Annotated in this window: 14 protein-coding genes; 11 read left to right on the forward strand and 3 right to left on the reverse strand. The window is 62.6% G+C overall.

The genetic code is table 11. The annotated features are described in order from the left end of the window. Positions 1-43 precede the first annotated feature (43 nt). Genes trxB through KU884_RS08665 form a run of 7 tightly spaced genes read left to right on the forward strand, consistent with a single transcriptional unit; the run spans position 44 to position 5808 of the window. A complete protein-coding gene (trxB, locus tag KU884_RS08635; RefSeq protein ID WP_167782262.1) occupies positions 44-1042 on the forward strand; it encodes a thioredoxin-disulfide reductase in 999 nt (332 codons plus the stop codon). Positions 1043-1067: 25 nt separating this feature from the next. Beyond that, on the forward strand, positions 1068-1934 hold the full coding sequence (locus KU884_RS08640) for a class II glutamine amidotransferase (RefSeq protein ID WP_167782263.1): 867 nt from the start codon (positions 1068-1070) through the stop codon (positions 1932-1934). Between the two features lie 11 nt (positions 1935-1945). Then, the gene (locus tag KU884_RS08645) at positions 1946-2290 is read left to right on the forward strand and encodes a carboxymuconolactone decarboxylase family protein (protein WP_167782264.1); all 345 of its coding nucleotides are present in this window, start codon (positions 1946-1948) and stop codon (positions 2288-2290) included. A 10-nt stretch (positions 2291-2300) separates the two neighbouring features. Next, a complete protein-coding gene (locus KU884_RS08650) occupies positions 2301-3515 on the forward strand; it encodes an MFS transporter (protein WP_167782265.1) in 1215 nt (404 codons plus the stop codon). A 30-nt stretch (positions 3516-3545) separates the two neighbouring features. Then, positions 3546-3902, forward strand: coding sequence for a DsrE/DsrF/TusD sulfur relay family protein (locus KU884_RS08655; protein ID WP_167782266.1), 357 nt, complete (start codon positions 3546-3548; stop codon positions 3900-3902). A gap of 47 nt (positions 3903-3949) precedes the next feature. Then, positions 3950-4618: a metalloregulator ArsR/SmtB family transcription factor gene (locus KU884_RS08660; RefSeq protein ID WP_167782267.1), complete on the forward strand. Its 669-nt coding sequence runs from the start codon at positions 3950-3952 to the stop codon at positions 4616-4618. A gap of 26 nt (positions 4619-4644) precedes the next feature. Continuing rightward, entirely contained in the window at positions 4645-5808 is a 1164-nt protein-coding gene (locus KU884_RS08665; RefSeq protein WP_167782268.1) for a cysteine desulfurase family protein, read from the forward strand. A 386-nt stretch (positions 5809-6194) separates the two neighbouring features. Here KU884_RS08665 and KU884_RS08670 read toward each other — a convergent pair whose 3' ends face one another. Further along, positions 6195-6833, reverse strand: coding sequence for a YceI family protein (locus KU884_RS08670; protein WP_167782269.1), 639 nt, complete (start codon positions 6831-6833; stop codon positions 6195-6197). Between KU884_RS08670 and KU884_RS08675 the strand changes: the two genes are divergently transcribed. Further along, entirely contained in the window at positions 6833-7096 is a 264-nt protein-coding gene (locus tag KU884_RS08675) for a hypothetical protein (RefSeq protein ID WP_167782270.1), read from the forward strand. The two genes, KU884_RS08670 and KU884_RS08675, sit on opposite strands and share 1 nt — an antisense overlap. A gap of 453 nt (positions 7097-7549) precedes the next feature. Here KU884_RS08675 and KU884_RS08680 read toward each other — a convergent pair whose 3' ends face one another. Further along, positions 7550-10306 carry an EAL domain-containing protein gene (locus tag KU884_RS08680; protein ID WP_167782271.1) on the reverse strand — a complete coding sequence of 919 codons (2757 nt, stop codon included), beginning with the start codon at positions 10304-10306 and terminating at the stop codon, positions 7550-7552. 441 nt (positions 10307-10747) lie between these two features. Here KU884_RS08680 and KU884_RS08685 point away from each other — a divergent pair, with 441 nt between their 5' ends. The 3 genes from KU884_RS08685 (at position 10748) to KU884_RS08695 (ending at position 15451) form a co-directional block, all read left to right on the forward strand. Next, positions 10748-11740, forward strand: a complete 993-nt coding sequence (locus tag KU884_RS08685; protein ID WP_167782272.1) for a GGDEF domain-containing protein — start codon at positions 10748-10750, stop codon at positions 11738-11740. 304 nt (positions 11741-12044) lie between these two features. After that, positions 12045-13313 (forward strand): diguanylate cyclase, encoded by a 1269-nt coding sequence (locus KU884_RS08690; RefSeq protein WP_167782273.1) that lies wholly within the window; start codon positions 12045-12047, stop codon positions 13311-13313. Between the two features lie 266 nt (positions 13314-13579). Further along, the gene (locus KU884_RS08695) at positions 13580-15451 is read left to right on the forward strand and encodes a bifunctional diguanylate cyclase/phosphodiesterase (RefSeq protein WP_167782274.1); all 1872 of its coding nucleotides are present in this window, start codon (positions 13580-13582) and stop codon (positions 15449-15451) included. Between the two features lie 427 nt (positions 15452-15878). Here the strand turns inward: KU884_RS08695 and KU884_RS08700 are convergent, their stop codons facing one another. Then, on the reverse strand, positions 15879-16130 hold the full coding sequence (locus KU884_RS08700; RefSeq protein WP_167782275.1) for an RRXRR domain-containing protein: 252 nt from the start codon (positions 16128-16130) through the stop codon (positions 15879-15881). Positions 16131-16350 lie beyond the last annotated feature (220 nt).

Here is a 16350-nt window from a genome sequence, read left to right on the forward strand (position 1 = left end):
CGCCGGAGCCGGTTTACGCCAACATATGTCCGCGAGGTCCACCATGAGCGAGGCAAGACACCAGAAACTCCTGATCCTGGGCTCGGGCCCGGCCGGTTACACCGCGGCGGTGTATGCGGCACGCGCCAACCTGCAGCCCGTGCTGGTCACCGGCATGGAAATGGGCGGGCAGCTCACCACCACCACCGACGTGGACAACTGGCCCGGCGATGTGGAAGGCCTGCAGGGGCCGGATCTCATGGAGCGCATGAAGGCCCACGCCGAGCGCTTCGGCACCGAGATCATCTTCGACCATATCCACACCGTGGAACTCGGTGAGCGCCCCTACCGCCTCAGCGGCGACATGGGCAGCTACACCTGCGACGCGCTGATCATCGCCACCGGTGCCAGCGCCCAGTACCTGGGTCTGGAATCGGAGAGCACCTTTGCAGGCAAAGGGGTGTCCGCCTGCGCCACCTGCGACGGTTTCTTCTACCGCAAGCAGAAGGTCGCGGTGATCGGCGGCGGCAACACCGCCGTGGAGGAGGCGCTGTACCTGTCCAACATCGCCGACCACGTCACCCTGGTTCACCGGCGGGACAGCCTGCGGGCGGAGAAGATCCTCCAGGACAAGCTCATTGCGAAGGTCGCCGCGGGGCAGATCAGCATTCAGTGGAACCACACCCTGGACGACATCCTGGGCGACGACTCGGGGGTGACGGGAGCGCGGCTGAAATCCACCGGCAGCGGCGAGACCACGGATATTGATGTGGCCGGCGTGTTCATCGCCATCGGTCACAAGCCGAATACGGGAATCTTCCAGGGGCAGCTGGACATGCAGAACGGCTACATTCGCGTCAAAAGCGGCCTGGACGGCGACGCCACCGCCACCAGCGTGCCCGGCGTGTTCGCCGCCGGCGATGTCATGGACCACGTCTACCGCCAGGCGGTGACCTCCGCCGGCACCGGCTGCATGGCCGCCCTGGACGCCGAGCGTTACCTGGACGGCCTGGCGCATGAGCCAGCCGACGCATCCGCGGCGAGCCTGGAAGTTACGGCGTGACGCCCAGTGCCACCGGAGGTATGCCATGTGCGAACTGCTCGGCATGAGTGCGCGCTACCCCAGCGCTCTCGACACATCCCTGGAGTTGTTCCGGCCGCGTGGGGGGCAGGTCGGCCCCCATGCGGACGGCTGGGGGCTGGCCTTCTTCGAAGGGCGTACGGCGCGCATCTATAAGGAGCCAATCCCGGCCTCAGAGAGCCAGTGTCTGGAGTTTCTCCAAGGGTATGGACTGCAGAGTGACACGGTGATTGCGCACATCCGCAAGGCGAATCCCCCCGGTGTCGGCCGTGCTTACGCGAACACGCACCCGTTCGAGCGCGAGGCTGAGGGCCGTTCCTGGGTGTTCGCGCATAACGGCGTCCTGCCCGGAATTCAGGAGTATGCGCCGGGACGGTACCTGCCCATGGGTGACTCGGACTCGGAGTGGGCCTTCTGTCTCCTCATGGAGGCCATTCACGACTGCATTACGCATACCGGGCGGCTGGGGAACATTGACCAGACCCTGCGCTGCCTGGAGCCGGTCATCTCCGGGATCAACGCGCTGGATGAATTCAACTTCCTTTTGGGCAACGGTGAGCATCTGTTCGTGCACGCGCACTCGGAGCTGCACATGCTCAGCCGCCACTGCCGGATCAACGGCTGTGATCAGCAGGTACGCCTGATCGCAACCAAACCCTTGAGCGACGAGCCGTGGCAGTGCCTTTTGCCGAACACCCTGCTGGTGCTCAGGGCGGGCGAGGTGGTTCGGGAACGACAAACACACGGCGCACCGTCTGCAGAAGCCTGGCAGCGCCGACGGGATCAGGAACACCAGTTGCTGGCCTATCAACGCGAGCAGGGAGCCGTGCCCCACCACGGCTCCCGGGACCAAATGCGCACACCCTCAACGTAACGGAGGTCGCCATGTATAAGGACTGGACTAATAACGCGAATGAACTCTCTAAGCTACTCGGCGAGGTCCAAAAAGGGATCCCTCAAGTCGCCAAAGGATTCTCCAGTCTCGCCCGCGCCGCCACTGCCGATGGGGCACTGTCACCGGCGCAGAAGGAACTGATGGCAATCGCCATCAGCGTCGCGGTGCGCTGCGAGGGCTGCATCACGTTCCATGCCAAGGCTGCGGTCAAGCACGGCGCGTCACGAGAGGAACTGCTTGAGACCATCGGCGTGGGCACCTACATGGGCGGCGGCCCGTCCCATGTTTATGGCGCCCAGGCCCTGGACGCCTTCGACCAGTTTGCAGCCGCCTGAAGGAGGCACCGTGAGCACAACAACCGTCCCACGCGAGAAGACCAACGTCGCCATCCTGGCGTCCAGTCAGGCGCTGTTCCTGATCGCTGCCATCACCGTCATGACCCTCAGTGGCGTGGTCGGCCAGCAGCTCACCCCGGATCCGGCCCTGGCCACTTTGCCTGTGGCCCTTATGCAGGTGGGCACGCTGCTCGCCACCTTCCCGGCGTCGATGCTCATGAAGCGCATCGGCCGGCGGCCGGGGTTCCTCATCGGCACAACGGTGGGTGGTGCTGCTGGCGGCGGGCTCGCCGCCATCGGCGTGGCGCAGGAGAGCTTCTTGCTGTTCAGCCTGGGCAATCTGCTGCTGGGCATCTACCAGGCCTTCGCCATGTACTACCGCTTCGCCGCGGCGGACTGCGCCAGTGACACCTTCCGCAGCAAGGCGATCTCGCTGGTGATGGCCGGTGGCGTGCTGGCCGCCATTTTCGGCCCCTGGAACGCCAATTACGGGCAAGCACTGTGGGGTGCTCACCCCGAGGCGGGTCCGTACCTGATCGTCATGGCCCTGGCGGTTGTGGCCACGGTTCTGATTGGGCTTCTGCAGGTTCCTGCCGCCAGCGAGCCGGGTGGGGCCAAGCCGCAACGCGGGCTGCCCGAGATCGTCACCCAGTCGAAATTCGTGGTTGCCCTGCTGGCCGCGGCCATCGGTTACGCAGTCATGATCCTGGTGATGACCGCGACCCCTCTGGCCATGCGCCAGAGCGGCTTCGAGATGGGGCAGGCCGCCTTCGTCATGCAGTGGCACGTGCTGGGCATGTTTGCGCCGTCGTTCTTTACCGGCTCGCTCATCGCCCGTTTCGGGGTGCTCAACATCCTGCTCACGGGCGGCGTGATCCTGCTGCTGAGTGTGGCCGTCGCCGTCAGCGGTGACACATTGCCCCAGTACTGGGCCGCCCTGGTGCTACTGGGGGTGGGTTGGAACTTCCTGTTCATTGGCGGCAGCACACTTCTGACGGAAACACACACCGCCGAGGAACGGGGCAAGGTCCAGGGCATGAACGATCTGGTGGTGTTCGGACTGGTGGCGCTTGGCTCGTTGATGGCCGGCGCTCTGCTTCACCACCTGGGCTGGGTCGGACTGAACCTGACAGTGCTGCCGTTCATCGCAGTGACACTACTGGCCACGGCCTGGCTGCGTTTCGGTACGCCCAAGCGCGCCGAGTCGCTTGAGACCAAAACCTGATTTCGATGCAACAGATGGAGGGATAATCCCATGCATTACCTGATCATCCTCAATGATCCGCCCTATGGCACCGAACGCTGCTACAACGGGCTGCGCCTCGCGCACACCCTGATCAAGCAGGACAAGGGCAACCAGGTGGACGTGTTCCTGATGGCGGACGCGGTCGCCGGGGCCAAGCACGGCCAGAAGACACCGGACGGCTTTTACAATGTGGAGCGCATGCTGCGCCGCGTGCTTGCCGGTGACCGCGGCCGCATTCTCCTGTGCGGCACCTGCATGGACGCCCGCGGGATAACGGATGATGATGTCATGGACGGGTCCCGACGCAGTACCATGGATGAACTGGGGCAGATCACCACGGACGCGGACAAAGTCCTGGTGTTCTAACTGTCTCGTCATGGCAGCCATTGCGTGACCGTCAACGAGGAAGCTCCGTGCAAGAGACCGCAAGCAAGCGACAGCTACTCCAGCATCTGGCCACCGCGGCAAAAGGCCTGGGCCACGAATACCGGCTGGAGCTCCTGGAGCTGGTGGCCCAGGGTGAGCGCAGCGTCGAGGCGCTCACCCATCTCACCGGGCTGCCTCTGGGGACGGTGTCCCAACACCTCCAGCAGCTCCGCCGCGCCGGCCTGGTGACGACGCGCAAGGAAGGAAAGTACGTCTACTACTCTCTGTCCGATGATCGTGTCCTGGCTCTGCTCAATGCGCTGCGGGAGGTGGCCGAGGCGAACATCGCGGAGATGAAACACCTGCTCAGCGCCTATTACCGGGATGAACCCGCCCTGGAGCCGGTGCATGCCGACAACCTGCTCGCCCGCCTGCGGGATGACTCGGTCACCCTGCTGGACGTGCGCCCGCCGGAGGAGTTCGAGGCCGGCCACATCCCCGGGGCGCTGAACATCCCCATCGAGGAACTGGAGCAGCGCCTGGGCGAACTCGACCAGGGCCGGGAAGTTTTCGCCTACTGCCGCGGGCCTTACTGCGCCCTGTCCGTGGAGGCGGTGCGGCTGCTACAGAGCCACGGCGTGCGGGCGGTACGGCTGCAAGAGGGGTATCCGGAATGGAAGCTCGGTATCACTGATGCCCAGGGCTCCTGGGACTGACAAGCACCTTTCCGGAAGAGGCGCATATGAGCGGGCCTGTCTACCTGGATCACAACGCCACCACGCCAGTGGCGCCTGCGGTGGCCGACGCGATGGCAGAGGCATTACATTGTCTCTACGGCAATCCATCATCGGCGTACGCGCCGGGCCGTGAGGCGGCCCGACGCGTCGGCGTTGCCCGGCAGCAGGTGGCTGACCTGGTGGGTGCATCGCCGAAGGAGCTGATCTTCACCGGCTGTGCCACCGAAGCCAACAACCTGGCGCTGCTGGGAGTAGCAGCCACCCGAGCCACACCGGGCCACTTGGTGATCAGTGCGGTGGAACATCCTGCCGTTGCTGAACCGGCCCGGCACCTGGAGAGCCAGGGGTGGCGGCTGACCGTCGTTTCTGTCGACAGCCGCGGGCAGATCTCTGCAGATGATGTAGTGGCAGCGGTCGCTGAGGACACCGTTCTGGTGTCCATCATGCTCGCCAACAACGAGGTCGGCACCCTGCAGCCGGTGCGCGAAATCGCGGGCCGGCTGCAGGGTCGCGGCGTACTAATGCATACGGATGCGGCCCAGGCCGTGGGCAAAATCCCCGTGCAGGTCGATGAGCTGGGCGTGGACTTCCTCACCCTGGCGGGGCACAAGTTCAGGGCAAGCAAGGGCGTGGGTGCCCTGTACGTCCGCACTGGGGCCCCAGTCCAGCGCATTCTCCACGGTGCCGGTCACGAGCAAGGCCTGCGCCCCGGCACGGAGAACGTGCCAGCCATCATTGGCCTGGGTGTTGCCGCGGAGCTTGCCGGGGAGCATCTGGCCAGTTCCCCGAATCGTCTCCAGGAGCGGCGAGACACGCTTCACCGCATGCTTGCCACGGGTGTGGCCGACCTGGCCCTGAACGGCCACCCTGACCAGCGTCTGCCCAATACCTTGAATGTCTCTTTCCCAGGCGTCACCGGCCAGGCACTTCTTGAGACCGTGGGCGATACGGTTTTCGCCTCCGTGGGATCAGCGTGTCATTCCGGCACTTCCGCCCCCAGTGGGGTACTAGGGGCCATGGGGCTGGATACGGCACGGGCAAGCGGCGCAGTGCGTCTCTCGGTGGGCTGGGACACCGCCGAGAACGAGCTGCAATGTGCGGCGGAAGCACTGGTTCGTGCCTGGCAGACACAACAGAGGTCCGAGAAAGGATCGGCATCCATTTACTGAGTCACTGCACTCGCCACTCACCACTCGTCGGCCGGCTGCATTGAGGAATGACGGACTGAACCGCATCTCGGGGTCGAGAGCCTCATCGTGTTAGCGACCCGGCCTGTAAAACCAGCAACGGGTCAAAGTGCCATGGTTCGATTCACCTCCACCGCCAAGGGCAATTCAGAGGTGTAAGTGCCGTTAATTTCCCGTACCCGAGAACCATGGCACTAAGGAAGCAAGTAACGAACTGACCTCCAAAGCGGCCATTGGGCCACTCGGGTCGCACTGACCGCTTCGGGTCGAATAGCACCATCATGCGTCTCATGGGCTGTCGGTCGATGTCGGGCGGGAACCGGCCTACCCAACCTGAGCATCCGCGAGTGATTCGGGTGTTGGGCGCTTCAGTCCTGCCGCCGTGCCTCGAACTCCAGGATGATATCCACCTCGTCACCCACCAGTTCGTCCTCCAGCGCGTAGGTCATGCCGTATTCGCTGCGCTTGATGGTGCCGCGCAGGGAGGCGCCGAGCACATAGGGCGGGCTGGAGAGAATACCGCCGCCGATGGGGTATTCCTCGATACGATTGATGGTGATGTCGAGTTCGATGTCGCGGGTGGTCCCGAGCAGCGTGAACTCACCGTACAGCGTTCCCGCATTGGGATCGTAATCGGTAGCCCGAAAGTGCATCTCCGGATACTCCTCGACGTGCAGAAAGTCTTCGTCCCGGACATGGTTGTCGCGCTCTTCGTGATTAGTGAAGACGCTGTCGCTCTGGATGGTGACCTCGCCTGAGTGCAGTTCATCGGCCTCCTCGTCGTAGACGAATTCGCCCTCGGCATTGAGGAACATGCCGAATTGCTGCGCATAGCCCGCATGCGATACCTCGAACGCGATCGAGAAGTGCTCATCGTCAATGACCCAGTGATCGCCGTCGCCGGAGGCACTGAGCGGTATCAGTGTCAGGGCGGCAAGGACCGTGGTGGGAACTGCGGCGGCCGCGGCGAGACGGGTGCGACGGCGGTATCCAGAAAGTGTGAGCATTGTCGACCTCCGGGGCGATTTCGGTGACGGTTGCAGGCGTGGCCAGCAGCCAGCGGACATCGGTGGCGAATGCGGGGCCGGTGATCGGTGTGAGACAGAATATCATTGCCGTGATCTGGATCACGCAGACCGCCTTGCGGCACAAGCTCAGCGGCAGCGGCTATTACAGTGCGGGCGCGACCAAGGCCGCCGGCGACAAAGCAATAGCGCATCCGACCGATAAGCAGCATCCAGGCTCCGACATTGTCGAGCGGGGTGGCTGATTCGCCCCCTAAGGGTGATGTGGAACTCTGTCGCTCGGCGACCCACAGCGGTCAGTGGAACGCGTCGTTACCGATGGCCGCTATGGGTTCTACACTAGGTAGAATCATGAGATCGGTAGTTTTCGAAATACCGCATATCTAACGTCAACTATCGTGGCCGGTCAGAATCATTGTCGTCGTATAACCGCATTCAATTTGCGTTAGCAGTGTGAGGACAAAGGAATTGGGGGGCCGTTCGAGAGCGGGCGCGACCACGACGCATTGACGAACTATGCTGCATAAAGGGCATGCTTCGGGGGCTTCGTCGGTCTTCGTCAGCGCCCAGTCAACTGCTATCGGTGGAACAGTCAAGGCGGCACTTCGAGGTGGGAGAGTGGGTTCCTGCATGCCTGAGTCGGTGCCATGTGAGCCAAGAGACACCGTAGTGGTTGTGCGCTGGTGTGTATCGGCGGTTCAATCCCGGTGCGCCAGCAGGTAGTCCTCGGCGTCGGGAGCCGGCAGGGGGTAGGCGAGATAAAAGCCCTGCGCACCGTGGCATCCCCAGGCAGACAGGCGGTGGCATTGCTCCGCAGTCTCTACGCCCTCCGCGATGGTGCTGAGCCCCAGGCGAATCGCCATGGTCAGGATCGCCTCGACCACGTCGGCAGAATCGTGGCCGTCGCCTAGCCCCTGAACAAAGGAGCGATCGATCTTGATTGTCTGTAGAGGAAGCTGGGTGAGATAGGCCAGCGAGGAATATCCGGTTCCGAAATCGTCCAGCGCAATGCTGATGCCGTGTTGCTGGAGAAGGCGGAGCTTGGCAGTGGTATCCGCCATGTGCCGCACAACCACACCCTCGGTGATTTCCAGATTGAGTCGCTCGCCGGGAACGCCGTAATGGCCGAGGAGTTGCGTTGTTCGCTGGACGAAGTCGGCTTGCGCAAACTGTGGCGGACTGACGTTGACGCTGATCTGCTGGCCCGGTTGCATCAAGCCGATGTCGATCCAGCGCCGCACAGTCCGTAGTGCCTGGTTCATGACCAGGTTCCCCAGGTCGATGATCTGTCCGGTCTGCTCGGCAACCGGGATGAACTCCGCCGGGGAAATCATTCCGCGGGTGGGATGCTCCCAACGCAGCAGTGCCTCGAAGCCCAGGATTTCCTGCCCTGGCAAAGCCAGGATGGGCTGGTAGCTGAGGTGAAGCTCCTCCATATCCAGTGCGCGTTGCAGGTCCTGCTCCAGGTCGAGTCGGCGACGTACGTTCTCCCGCATGGCTGGATCGTAGAAGCGCACGACGCCTCGACCGACGCGCTTGCCTGCATACATGGCCGTATCAGCCTGCCTGAGAACGTCCATGGGGTCAGCGGTGCTGTTGTACGGGAACCCCGTGATGCCGATGCTCAACGTTACGTGGAGGCGATGGCCGTGGGCTTCGATTGGGACGACCAGCATGTCCAGGAGTTCACTGGCAACGCGCTGAGCTGCTAGTGCCGCGGCCTCCTGATCGTCGCCGAGGTCACCAAGGAGCATGACAAACTCGTCGCCGCCGATTCGGGCCAGCGTGTCTTCGGCGCGGAGGCGGCCGGACAGGCGTCGCGCCAAGGCCTTGAGAAGCGCGTCGCCGACGGCATGCCCGAGGGAGTCGTTGATGGCCTTGAACTCGTCCATGTCCATGTAGAGCAGGGCACCGAAACGACCCTGGCGAAGGGCACGCCTGTAATCCATCTCCAGATGGTCGAGCAGCAGGGTACGGTTCGCCAGGCCCGTGAGCGCGTCCTGGTATGCCAGCTCCCGGATCTTCTCCTCGGACTCCTTCTCGTGACTAATATTCCGGGCAATGGTGGAGAAGTGCGTGACTTCACCCTGGTCGTCACAGTGAGCGATGATCACCTGTGAGAAGGGGATGCAGCGCCCTTCGCTGTCCACGAATTCCGTCTCCCCTCCCCAGGTACCCTGCGTTTCGGCGGCTTTGAGTCCCTGAGCCACCTTGCGGCGGCCTTCGCCCGTATGGCAGTCGGGTATGCGCCCCAGGTCCTGCTCCTGATTCAGAAACCGCCGGGCCGCCGGGTTATGGTAGAGAATACGCCCCTGCGGGTCCGAGATCCCGACAAAGTCCGGCGTTGCCTCAAGGATTTCGACCAGTCGGCGTCGCTCCTGATGGTGATCGAAGTTGTCCAGCGAAAAGGAGGCATCCATTACCAGTTCGTCGAGCAGATGGAGCAAATCGGAGGTGAAGTAGTCTTCCTCGTCGGAATAGACGTTGAGGCTGGCAACGACCTCGCCACCGCGGAACACGGGAAAGGCCGCGGAGCTGCGGAGCCCCGCCTCATGGGCGGCCTGCTGCCATGGGCCCATGGACGGGTCGGTTTGCATGGCATGGACGACCATGCGCCGTTTCTCGCGCATTGCTGTGCCGGTCGGCCCCTGCCCCTCACGCAGACGGCCATCAACGCAGATCCGAACGTGGTGGAGGTAATCGCGGGCTGCACCACGGGATGCGACTGGACGGATCCAGCCGGCCTCGTCCGGCATGCCGATCCAGGCAAGTTGCAGGTGGCCGTAATCCACGGCGACCCGGCAGAGCTGCTCGAACAGCTCCTCTGGCGCCGGCGCTTTCAGTACCACGAGCTGGTTAAACTCCGATAGCGCCGCGTAGAGATTTCTTTGCCGCCGCAGTGCCTTCTCTGTGGGCGATTCCCCGCTGACGTCCAGTAGTGACAGTGCGACCCCCGCAAGCTTTCGCTGGCGGCCATGCACCGGACGTGCAGTCACCAGCAGTTGCCCGCATTGCGGTGCCGGCGTCTCGCCCACGCACAGGGTTTGCTCGGCGACAATGCGGCTGCCCTTGAGCGCCCGCGCTAGGGGGTGCTCGATCTCCGACACAACTGTTGCGCAGTCGCGCTGGTACAGGGGCATTCGGGCGTAAGCCGATTCGCCCAGTGGTGTTTCCTCCCAACCGAACAGGTCTCTGGCTCGCGGGTTCGCGTGGATGATCCTGGCCTGAGCGTCACAGACGACAACCCCGTGTTCCACGATGTCCAGGACGCCGGGGTCAATGGAAGGTGAGCTTGCGTCCCGATTCTGGCGATGCGGGCGCAGCGTCCACTCGACACCCTCGTCGCCATGCCCTTCCTGACGGGTGATTCCGAATCCGGCCGCCTCGAGGCGGTGCCTGATTTCGTCGAGGTCATGTTGGGCCTCATCGTCGAGGCGAATCACAAGCTGGGGCATGACGTGCTCTCGTACCTCCAACAGGTCGGGAAGTCGCAGTCGTTAGTCACTGGGATGTCACAGCGCGCCGCGCTCCACTGTCTGCAATGAGCGACACCGGGTCAGCGTATCAACGGGTTATGCGCGGGGATTGATTCGAATCAAGTAATAGCCAAAATAGAGTACCACTTAAAGGGTACTCGCTTCGCGTTAGAGGATGAAGGGCCCTCGCAAGAATATGAACGCAGCCTATCGTCCGGTTGAAGACTCATGCCGACGCTTTGGAGAAGCAGCGCGTCATTCCGGTACGTTGTGTTCGGCCATTACGAACCGGCGTCGTGGACTGCGGGTGTAGCTGGGCAGACTGCGACTCCGACCAATTGGCTAGCACGAGATGCAGGGAGAGGGACGGATCCGTGTACAATCTCAGCGCCAAACAGCCGCAGGGGCAGCGCGGAAAGTGTGCCGTTGCATGAAGAGCGAGATCCGATAATGAGCGCCGGACTCGATTCAAGCGTCTCGGAGGCCTATCAACCGTTCACGACGGACTTGATGAGCGGGCTGATCGACAGCCTTGGTGACGCCCTGATCGGCATTAACGCCGAGCAACAGATTGTCCTGTTCAATCGAGGAGCCGAGGAGTTGTTCGACTACTGCGCCCCCGACGTGCTCGGCCGGCAGTTGGATATCTTGCTGCCACCGGACAACCGCGCAGCCCACGAAGCCCACCTCGAGACATTCGCGAAGGAAGGTGTCCGTACGCGTCGCATGGGCCACCGGCGGTCGATCCGTGCCAGGCGCGCAGACGGGACTGAGTTTCCCGCTGGTGCCACCATCAGCGTGGCCGACCTGGATTGCGGGAGAATCTTTTTCGCCGCCGTGCGTGACATCACGCACCATGTGGAGACGCGGAATCACCTCGCGGAATCGCTGAATGAGCACCAGCGCCTGGCCCGGCTTGACCCTCTGACCGATGTGCTCAATGGACGGGTGTTCAAGAAAGCCATTGAGCAGAGCATCAAAGAACTCCGGGAAAACGGTGTGCCGTTTACGCTGGTGTTCATCGACGCAGACCGATTCAAGGAAGCGAATGACGTGCATGGTCACGTCTTCGGAGACGAATTGTTGAAAACCGTTGCGGCCCGTCTGAGCAGCGGTTTCCGCAGCACGGACGTTGTCGCCCGGGTGGGTGGCGACGAATTCGGTGTCCTCATGCCCGACTGCACGGCGGAGATCGCCCGCACCCGTATCCCCAAGCTGCGCACCGCACTGCTTGCTGACATGCAGGCCATGGGGGCTTCGGTGACGTTCAGTATTGGCGTACTGAACTGCATTCAGCCCCCAGAGTCCGTCGGAGCGTGCCTGCACGCGGTGGACTCGCTCATGTACAGCATCAAGTATTCCACTGGCGACGGCATCGCTTGGGGGGAGCTGGACGGCGTTCAGCAAGTATAGGGGTGCAGCCGTCCAGAACAGGGCGCAGCACGTGCACGATCTTCGAGTGGGCCATAGTCTTCCGGGCGTCCAGCGCTGCAATCGCTGTATGCCGCCGGCTGAACTCCCCTTAACCATCCAGTAACTGACGCGGTGCGACGGGGTGGCAAAACCATCGGTCGAGTCGTAGACTTCCCTCCTCGCAGAGTCCGGAAGATTCGTGGGTCCATTCTGCTTACCACGACGCAATTGCACGGCCCCGCCTTCTTGTCCGGCACAATGTCCAGCTCCTACCCCCCCGCCGGGGGAATGAAGAATTTGCCGTATGGATCAGGAATTCCACCAGCACCTTGCGGTGCTACTCGTCGAAGACACGCCAAGGGATGCGCAGTTCGTCACGGATCTCCTGCAGGACGTCGAGGACACCGCGTTCGCGGTGACACGTTGCCGTCGAGTGCAGGAGGCTCTCGAGCGCGTGCGGACGGAGTCCTTCGATGTAGTACTGCTTGACCTCGGCCCGCCCGATTCGGATGTTCTGGACGTGGTTCGGCAATTCCGGGACGGGGGAGGGGCCCGCTTGCCTCTGGTCGTCATGACCGGTCAACGCCGTCGCGGACTCGGGCAAGAGGTGCTGCAGCTAGGCGCGCAGGACTACCTCCCGAAGGACGACCTGGCACCGGCCATGCTGGAGCGGGTCCTGCTCTACGCCGTGGAGCGACACCGGACGCAGCGGCGACTGGAACTGCTGTCCGCCGCCTTCAACAGTGGCCAGGGCGTATTCATTACGGATAACCGGCCGCGCATCATCGAGGTCAACAGAGCCTTCACGGAGATCACCGGCTATCACGCCGAGGAGGTCGTGGGCTGCAATCCGCGGGTTCTCTCCTCCGGTCATCATGACGAGGTTTTCTACCAGGCCCTCTGGGAGCGTGTACACCGCGACGGCCAGTGGGCCGGCGAGATCTGGAACCGCCGCCGCGACGGCGAGATCTATCCGCAGTGGGAATCAATCAGCGCGGTTTCCGATGTCAGCGGTGAAGAGACCCACTACGTCTCCGTCTTCCACGACATCAGCGAACAGAAGCGGCTAGAAACGGAACTCGAGCGCCTCGCGAGCCGCGATCGCTTGACCAACGCCTACAATCGGCATCGCTTCTACGAGTATCTCGACCAAGCCATGATCGTCTACAAGCGGCACGGAACGTCCTTTGCGTTGGTGATGTTCGACCTGGACCACTTCAAGCATGTAAACGATCGCTGGGGCCACCCGGTCGGGGATGCGGTCCTGCGAGAAGTGGTCCATCGGTGCAACGCGACGCTGCGCGACACGGACTTCCTGAGCCGCTGGGGCGGAGAGGAGTTTCTGGTCCTCGCCAACCATGCGGACGAGGATGCTGCTGCCGTGCTGGCCGAGCGCCTCCGCGAGGTGGTGGCCGCGACGCCGTTCCCGACCGTCGGGCCGGTCACAATCAGCGCTGGAGTTGTGGTGGTTCATCCGGAGGAGCGTATTGAAAAGCTTCAGGAACGGGTCGACCGCGCTCTTTACACGGCGAAGGCAGCAGGCCGGAACTGCGTGCGGCTCGCCACCGACTGAGGGTTGCCGTTCCCGCGGTTGTTCAAGCGTACTCTGTGAACCCGCGCTTGCCGTTGCCCCGCCCCCAGTCCATGGCCTGGTATCGGGTTAACCCGTAAGGGACTCGGTCTGCTCTTGCTTTGGTGTTACAGTCCGCGCTTCCACAGGCAACCAGTTCGACCAGCTACTTGGCACACCGACGCGTCTGTCTATCCCCAATACGGATTGTTGGCATCTATCTGGTCGTCAGCGTCCTGTGGATTGCCCTTTCTGACCGCCTGCTTCTCATGACGCTCCCCCAGACTCTGGGGCCGGAGGCCATTACCTTCGCGCAGACCATCAAGGGGTGGAGCTTCATTGTCGTCACGGCGGTCATGCTGTGGCTCCTGATCCAGCGCCTCAGTGATCGCCAGGCTCTGATCATCGGTGATCTTGAACTCCACAAGCGCATCCTCGAGAACGCTCACAATGGGGTGCTTGTAACCAATGGCAACGGAGAGATCATTTACGTCAATGAAGCCCTAGAGAGGATTACCGGATACAGACAGGAAGAACTGCTCGGCCGGAACCCCTCGGTGCTGAGCTCGGGATTCCATGACCGGGAGTTTTACCGCCAGATGTGGGAGACACTGGAGCGTGATCATGCCTGGCAGGGCGAGATCGTCAACCGACGCAAGGACGGCAACCGATTCACCGAATGGATCACGATTACCAAGATCGTCGATGGAACCTCCGGAGATGCCCGCTATGTCTCCGTGATCAGCGACATCAGCAAGGCCAAGGCGGATCAGGATCGTCTGCAATACCTGGCGTTCCATGATCCGCTTACGAGCTTGCCCAACCGCGCCCTGATGCAGGAGCACCTGAAGACGGCACTCCACCAGGCAGCCTTGGAGCGAAACCAGATTGCTGTCCTGTTTCTGGACCTGGACGACTTCAAGATCATCAATGAAACGCTGGGGCATCAGACGGGAGACCTGATACTCAAGCAGGTTGCCCGCCGCCTGAGCGGCGTTGTTGATGATGCCGCTCTCGGACGCTTCAGCGGCGACCAGTTCATTCTGATCACACCAGCGGTCGAGTCGCCGGATCAGGTGGCAGGACTCGCTGAGCGGCTATTGGAGAGCCTGAGCGAACCACTGCGCCCGCAAGGACACCATCCCATCAGTGTGCGTTGCACCGTGGGCATCACCGTGAGCGACGGCATGCGCGACGTGTCCGAAGAGGGCCTCGCGTCGCTGCTCAGCGAGGCGGATGCCGCGCTCAATGAGGCCAAAACGAATGGCAAGAATGGGTTCGCCTTTTATAGCAGTGACATGATGGAGCGTTCCCAGAGACGACTGGAGCTGGAACAGGCCCTGAGTCATGCAATCCAGAACGATGAGTTGCGACTCCACTTTCAGCCCGTTTTCGACGTAGGCTCCGAGCAACTGGTGGGGGCCGAGGCGTTGTTGCGCTGGGCGCACCCTCACAGAGGGCTGATCTCCCCCGGTGAGTTCATTCCGGTAGCGGAGGAAACCGGGTTGATTCTGCCTCTCGGCGAGTGGGTCATGCAGGCGCTCATCGGGCAGATCCAACGGTGGCTTGACGCTGGTCTCGACCCTGGCGTGGTCGCATTCAACGTTGCCTCACGGCAGGTCGCCCAGGGCGAGTTCTCGGCGGCGCTGACGCGGGCTCTCGCAAGCCACGAGCGCGTATCGCACCACCTTGAGGTGGAACTGACCGAGAGCGGACTGATGTCACTCGGTGACGGCACCATCGACAAGCTGCACGCTGTCCAATCCAGCGGGGTGAGGCTCGCTGTCGATGATTTCGGAACCGGCTATTCGTCGTTGGCGTATCTTCGTCGGTTCCCGCTGAACAAACTGAAGATCGACCGCAGTTTCATCGCGGAGCTACATGACGACAACGAGAACGAAGCCATCATTCGCGCCATTCTCGCCATGGCGCACACGCTCAACCTCAAGGTTCAGGCCGAAGGGGTGGAAACCCGAGAGCAGCTTTTGCTGCTCCGCGAACTTGGCTGCGATACCTGGCAGGGGTTTCTGGGGGCAGCGCCTCTGCCGGCAGAGGGTTTCGAAGCCGGTTACTTGCGGACAAGCGCGGCGACCGGGCCATGGCCCCACGCTGTGCGGGGCGTGACGCAACACCGGACGTGATCGCAATGATTCGAGGTTGTCAGTCACCCGCCGGGCCAATCGATCCGGCAGTGATGTCCTACCTGGAAACGCTTCAGTGCGAATCTGCGGCCGACTACCCGATTGTTGGGTTCCACTCGTGGTTGTGAGCGTGCCCAATGGCGATGCCGGCATCTATGAGCAGGGCCAGGATGCCGCCCGGTTGCCGACCTTCACGCCGAGTCCGCTAGCGTCAACTCTAGCCAGGCTACGCCACCCAAGCGCAGGTCGTGGATACAAGCCCGGTTTCTACTCCCTTCCGATGTCCGGTGGGTTAAGTGTTTGCACTACCCTTGGTGGCGCGCAAGTCAATAAAGCAGACCGTCGCAGCAATTCGGCGACTGGCGGCTCTGGGTCGGAGTAAGACAATTCCTCCCCCGCCGTGCCCGGCGGAATGCCTGGCGGTCATTCAGCCGCTTGCGGATCTGCGCCGAGCGGTGCTCGTGTCGAGCTCACCGGCCCAGACAACCCGGCTCGACCGGTCGCCCTCCGCCGCCAGGGCGATACCGGTGATCCGGGCACCCGGGTCAATCTTCAGACGCACCGGCTGCGTTGCCCCCGACGCCCGATCCAGAAGCCGGATCGTGAAAGGGGTGCGGCGCAGCGCCCGGGCCCGGCCATGGCGGAGCAGACGCCGGGCGCGTGCCGGGTGGCAGGGCATCAGCCGCTCACCTCCTAGAGGTATGCGCTTCCAAGAAAATGTTTACCCCTTAGTCGACCCATGGGTACACGGTAGGTACACAGATGTTGCGAAACCCGAGCAAGACGAGGGGGCTGAGTTGGAAAATCGAGATTAGTCGACCCATGGGTACACCAGAGGTACACAGAGAGCGATCTTCAGGAGTGATGCCGCGTTTATGGGTCGCTGCTGTCACGGTTCG

It is taken from the genome of Aquisalimonas sp. 2447 (assembly GCF_012044895.1).
Taxonomy (GTDB): Bacteria; Pseudomonadota; Gammaproteobacteria; order Nitrococcales; family Aquisalimonadaceae; genus Aquisalimonas.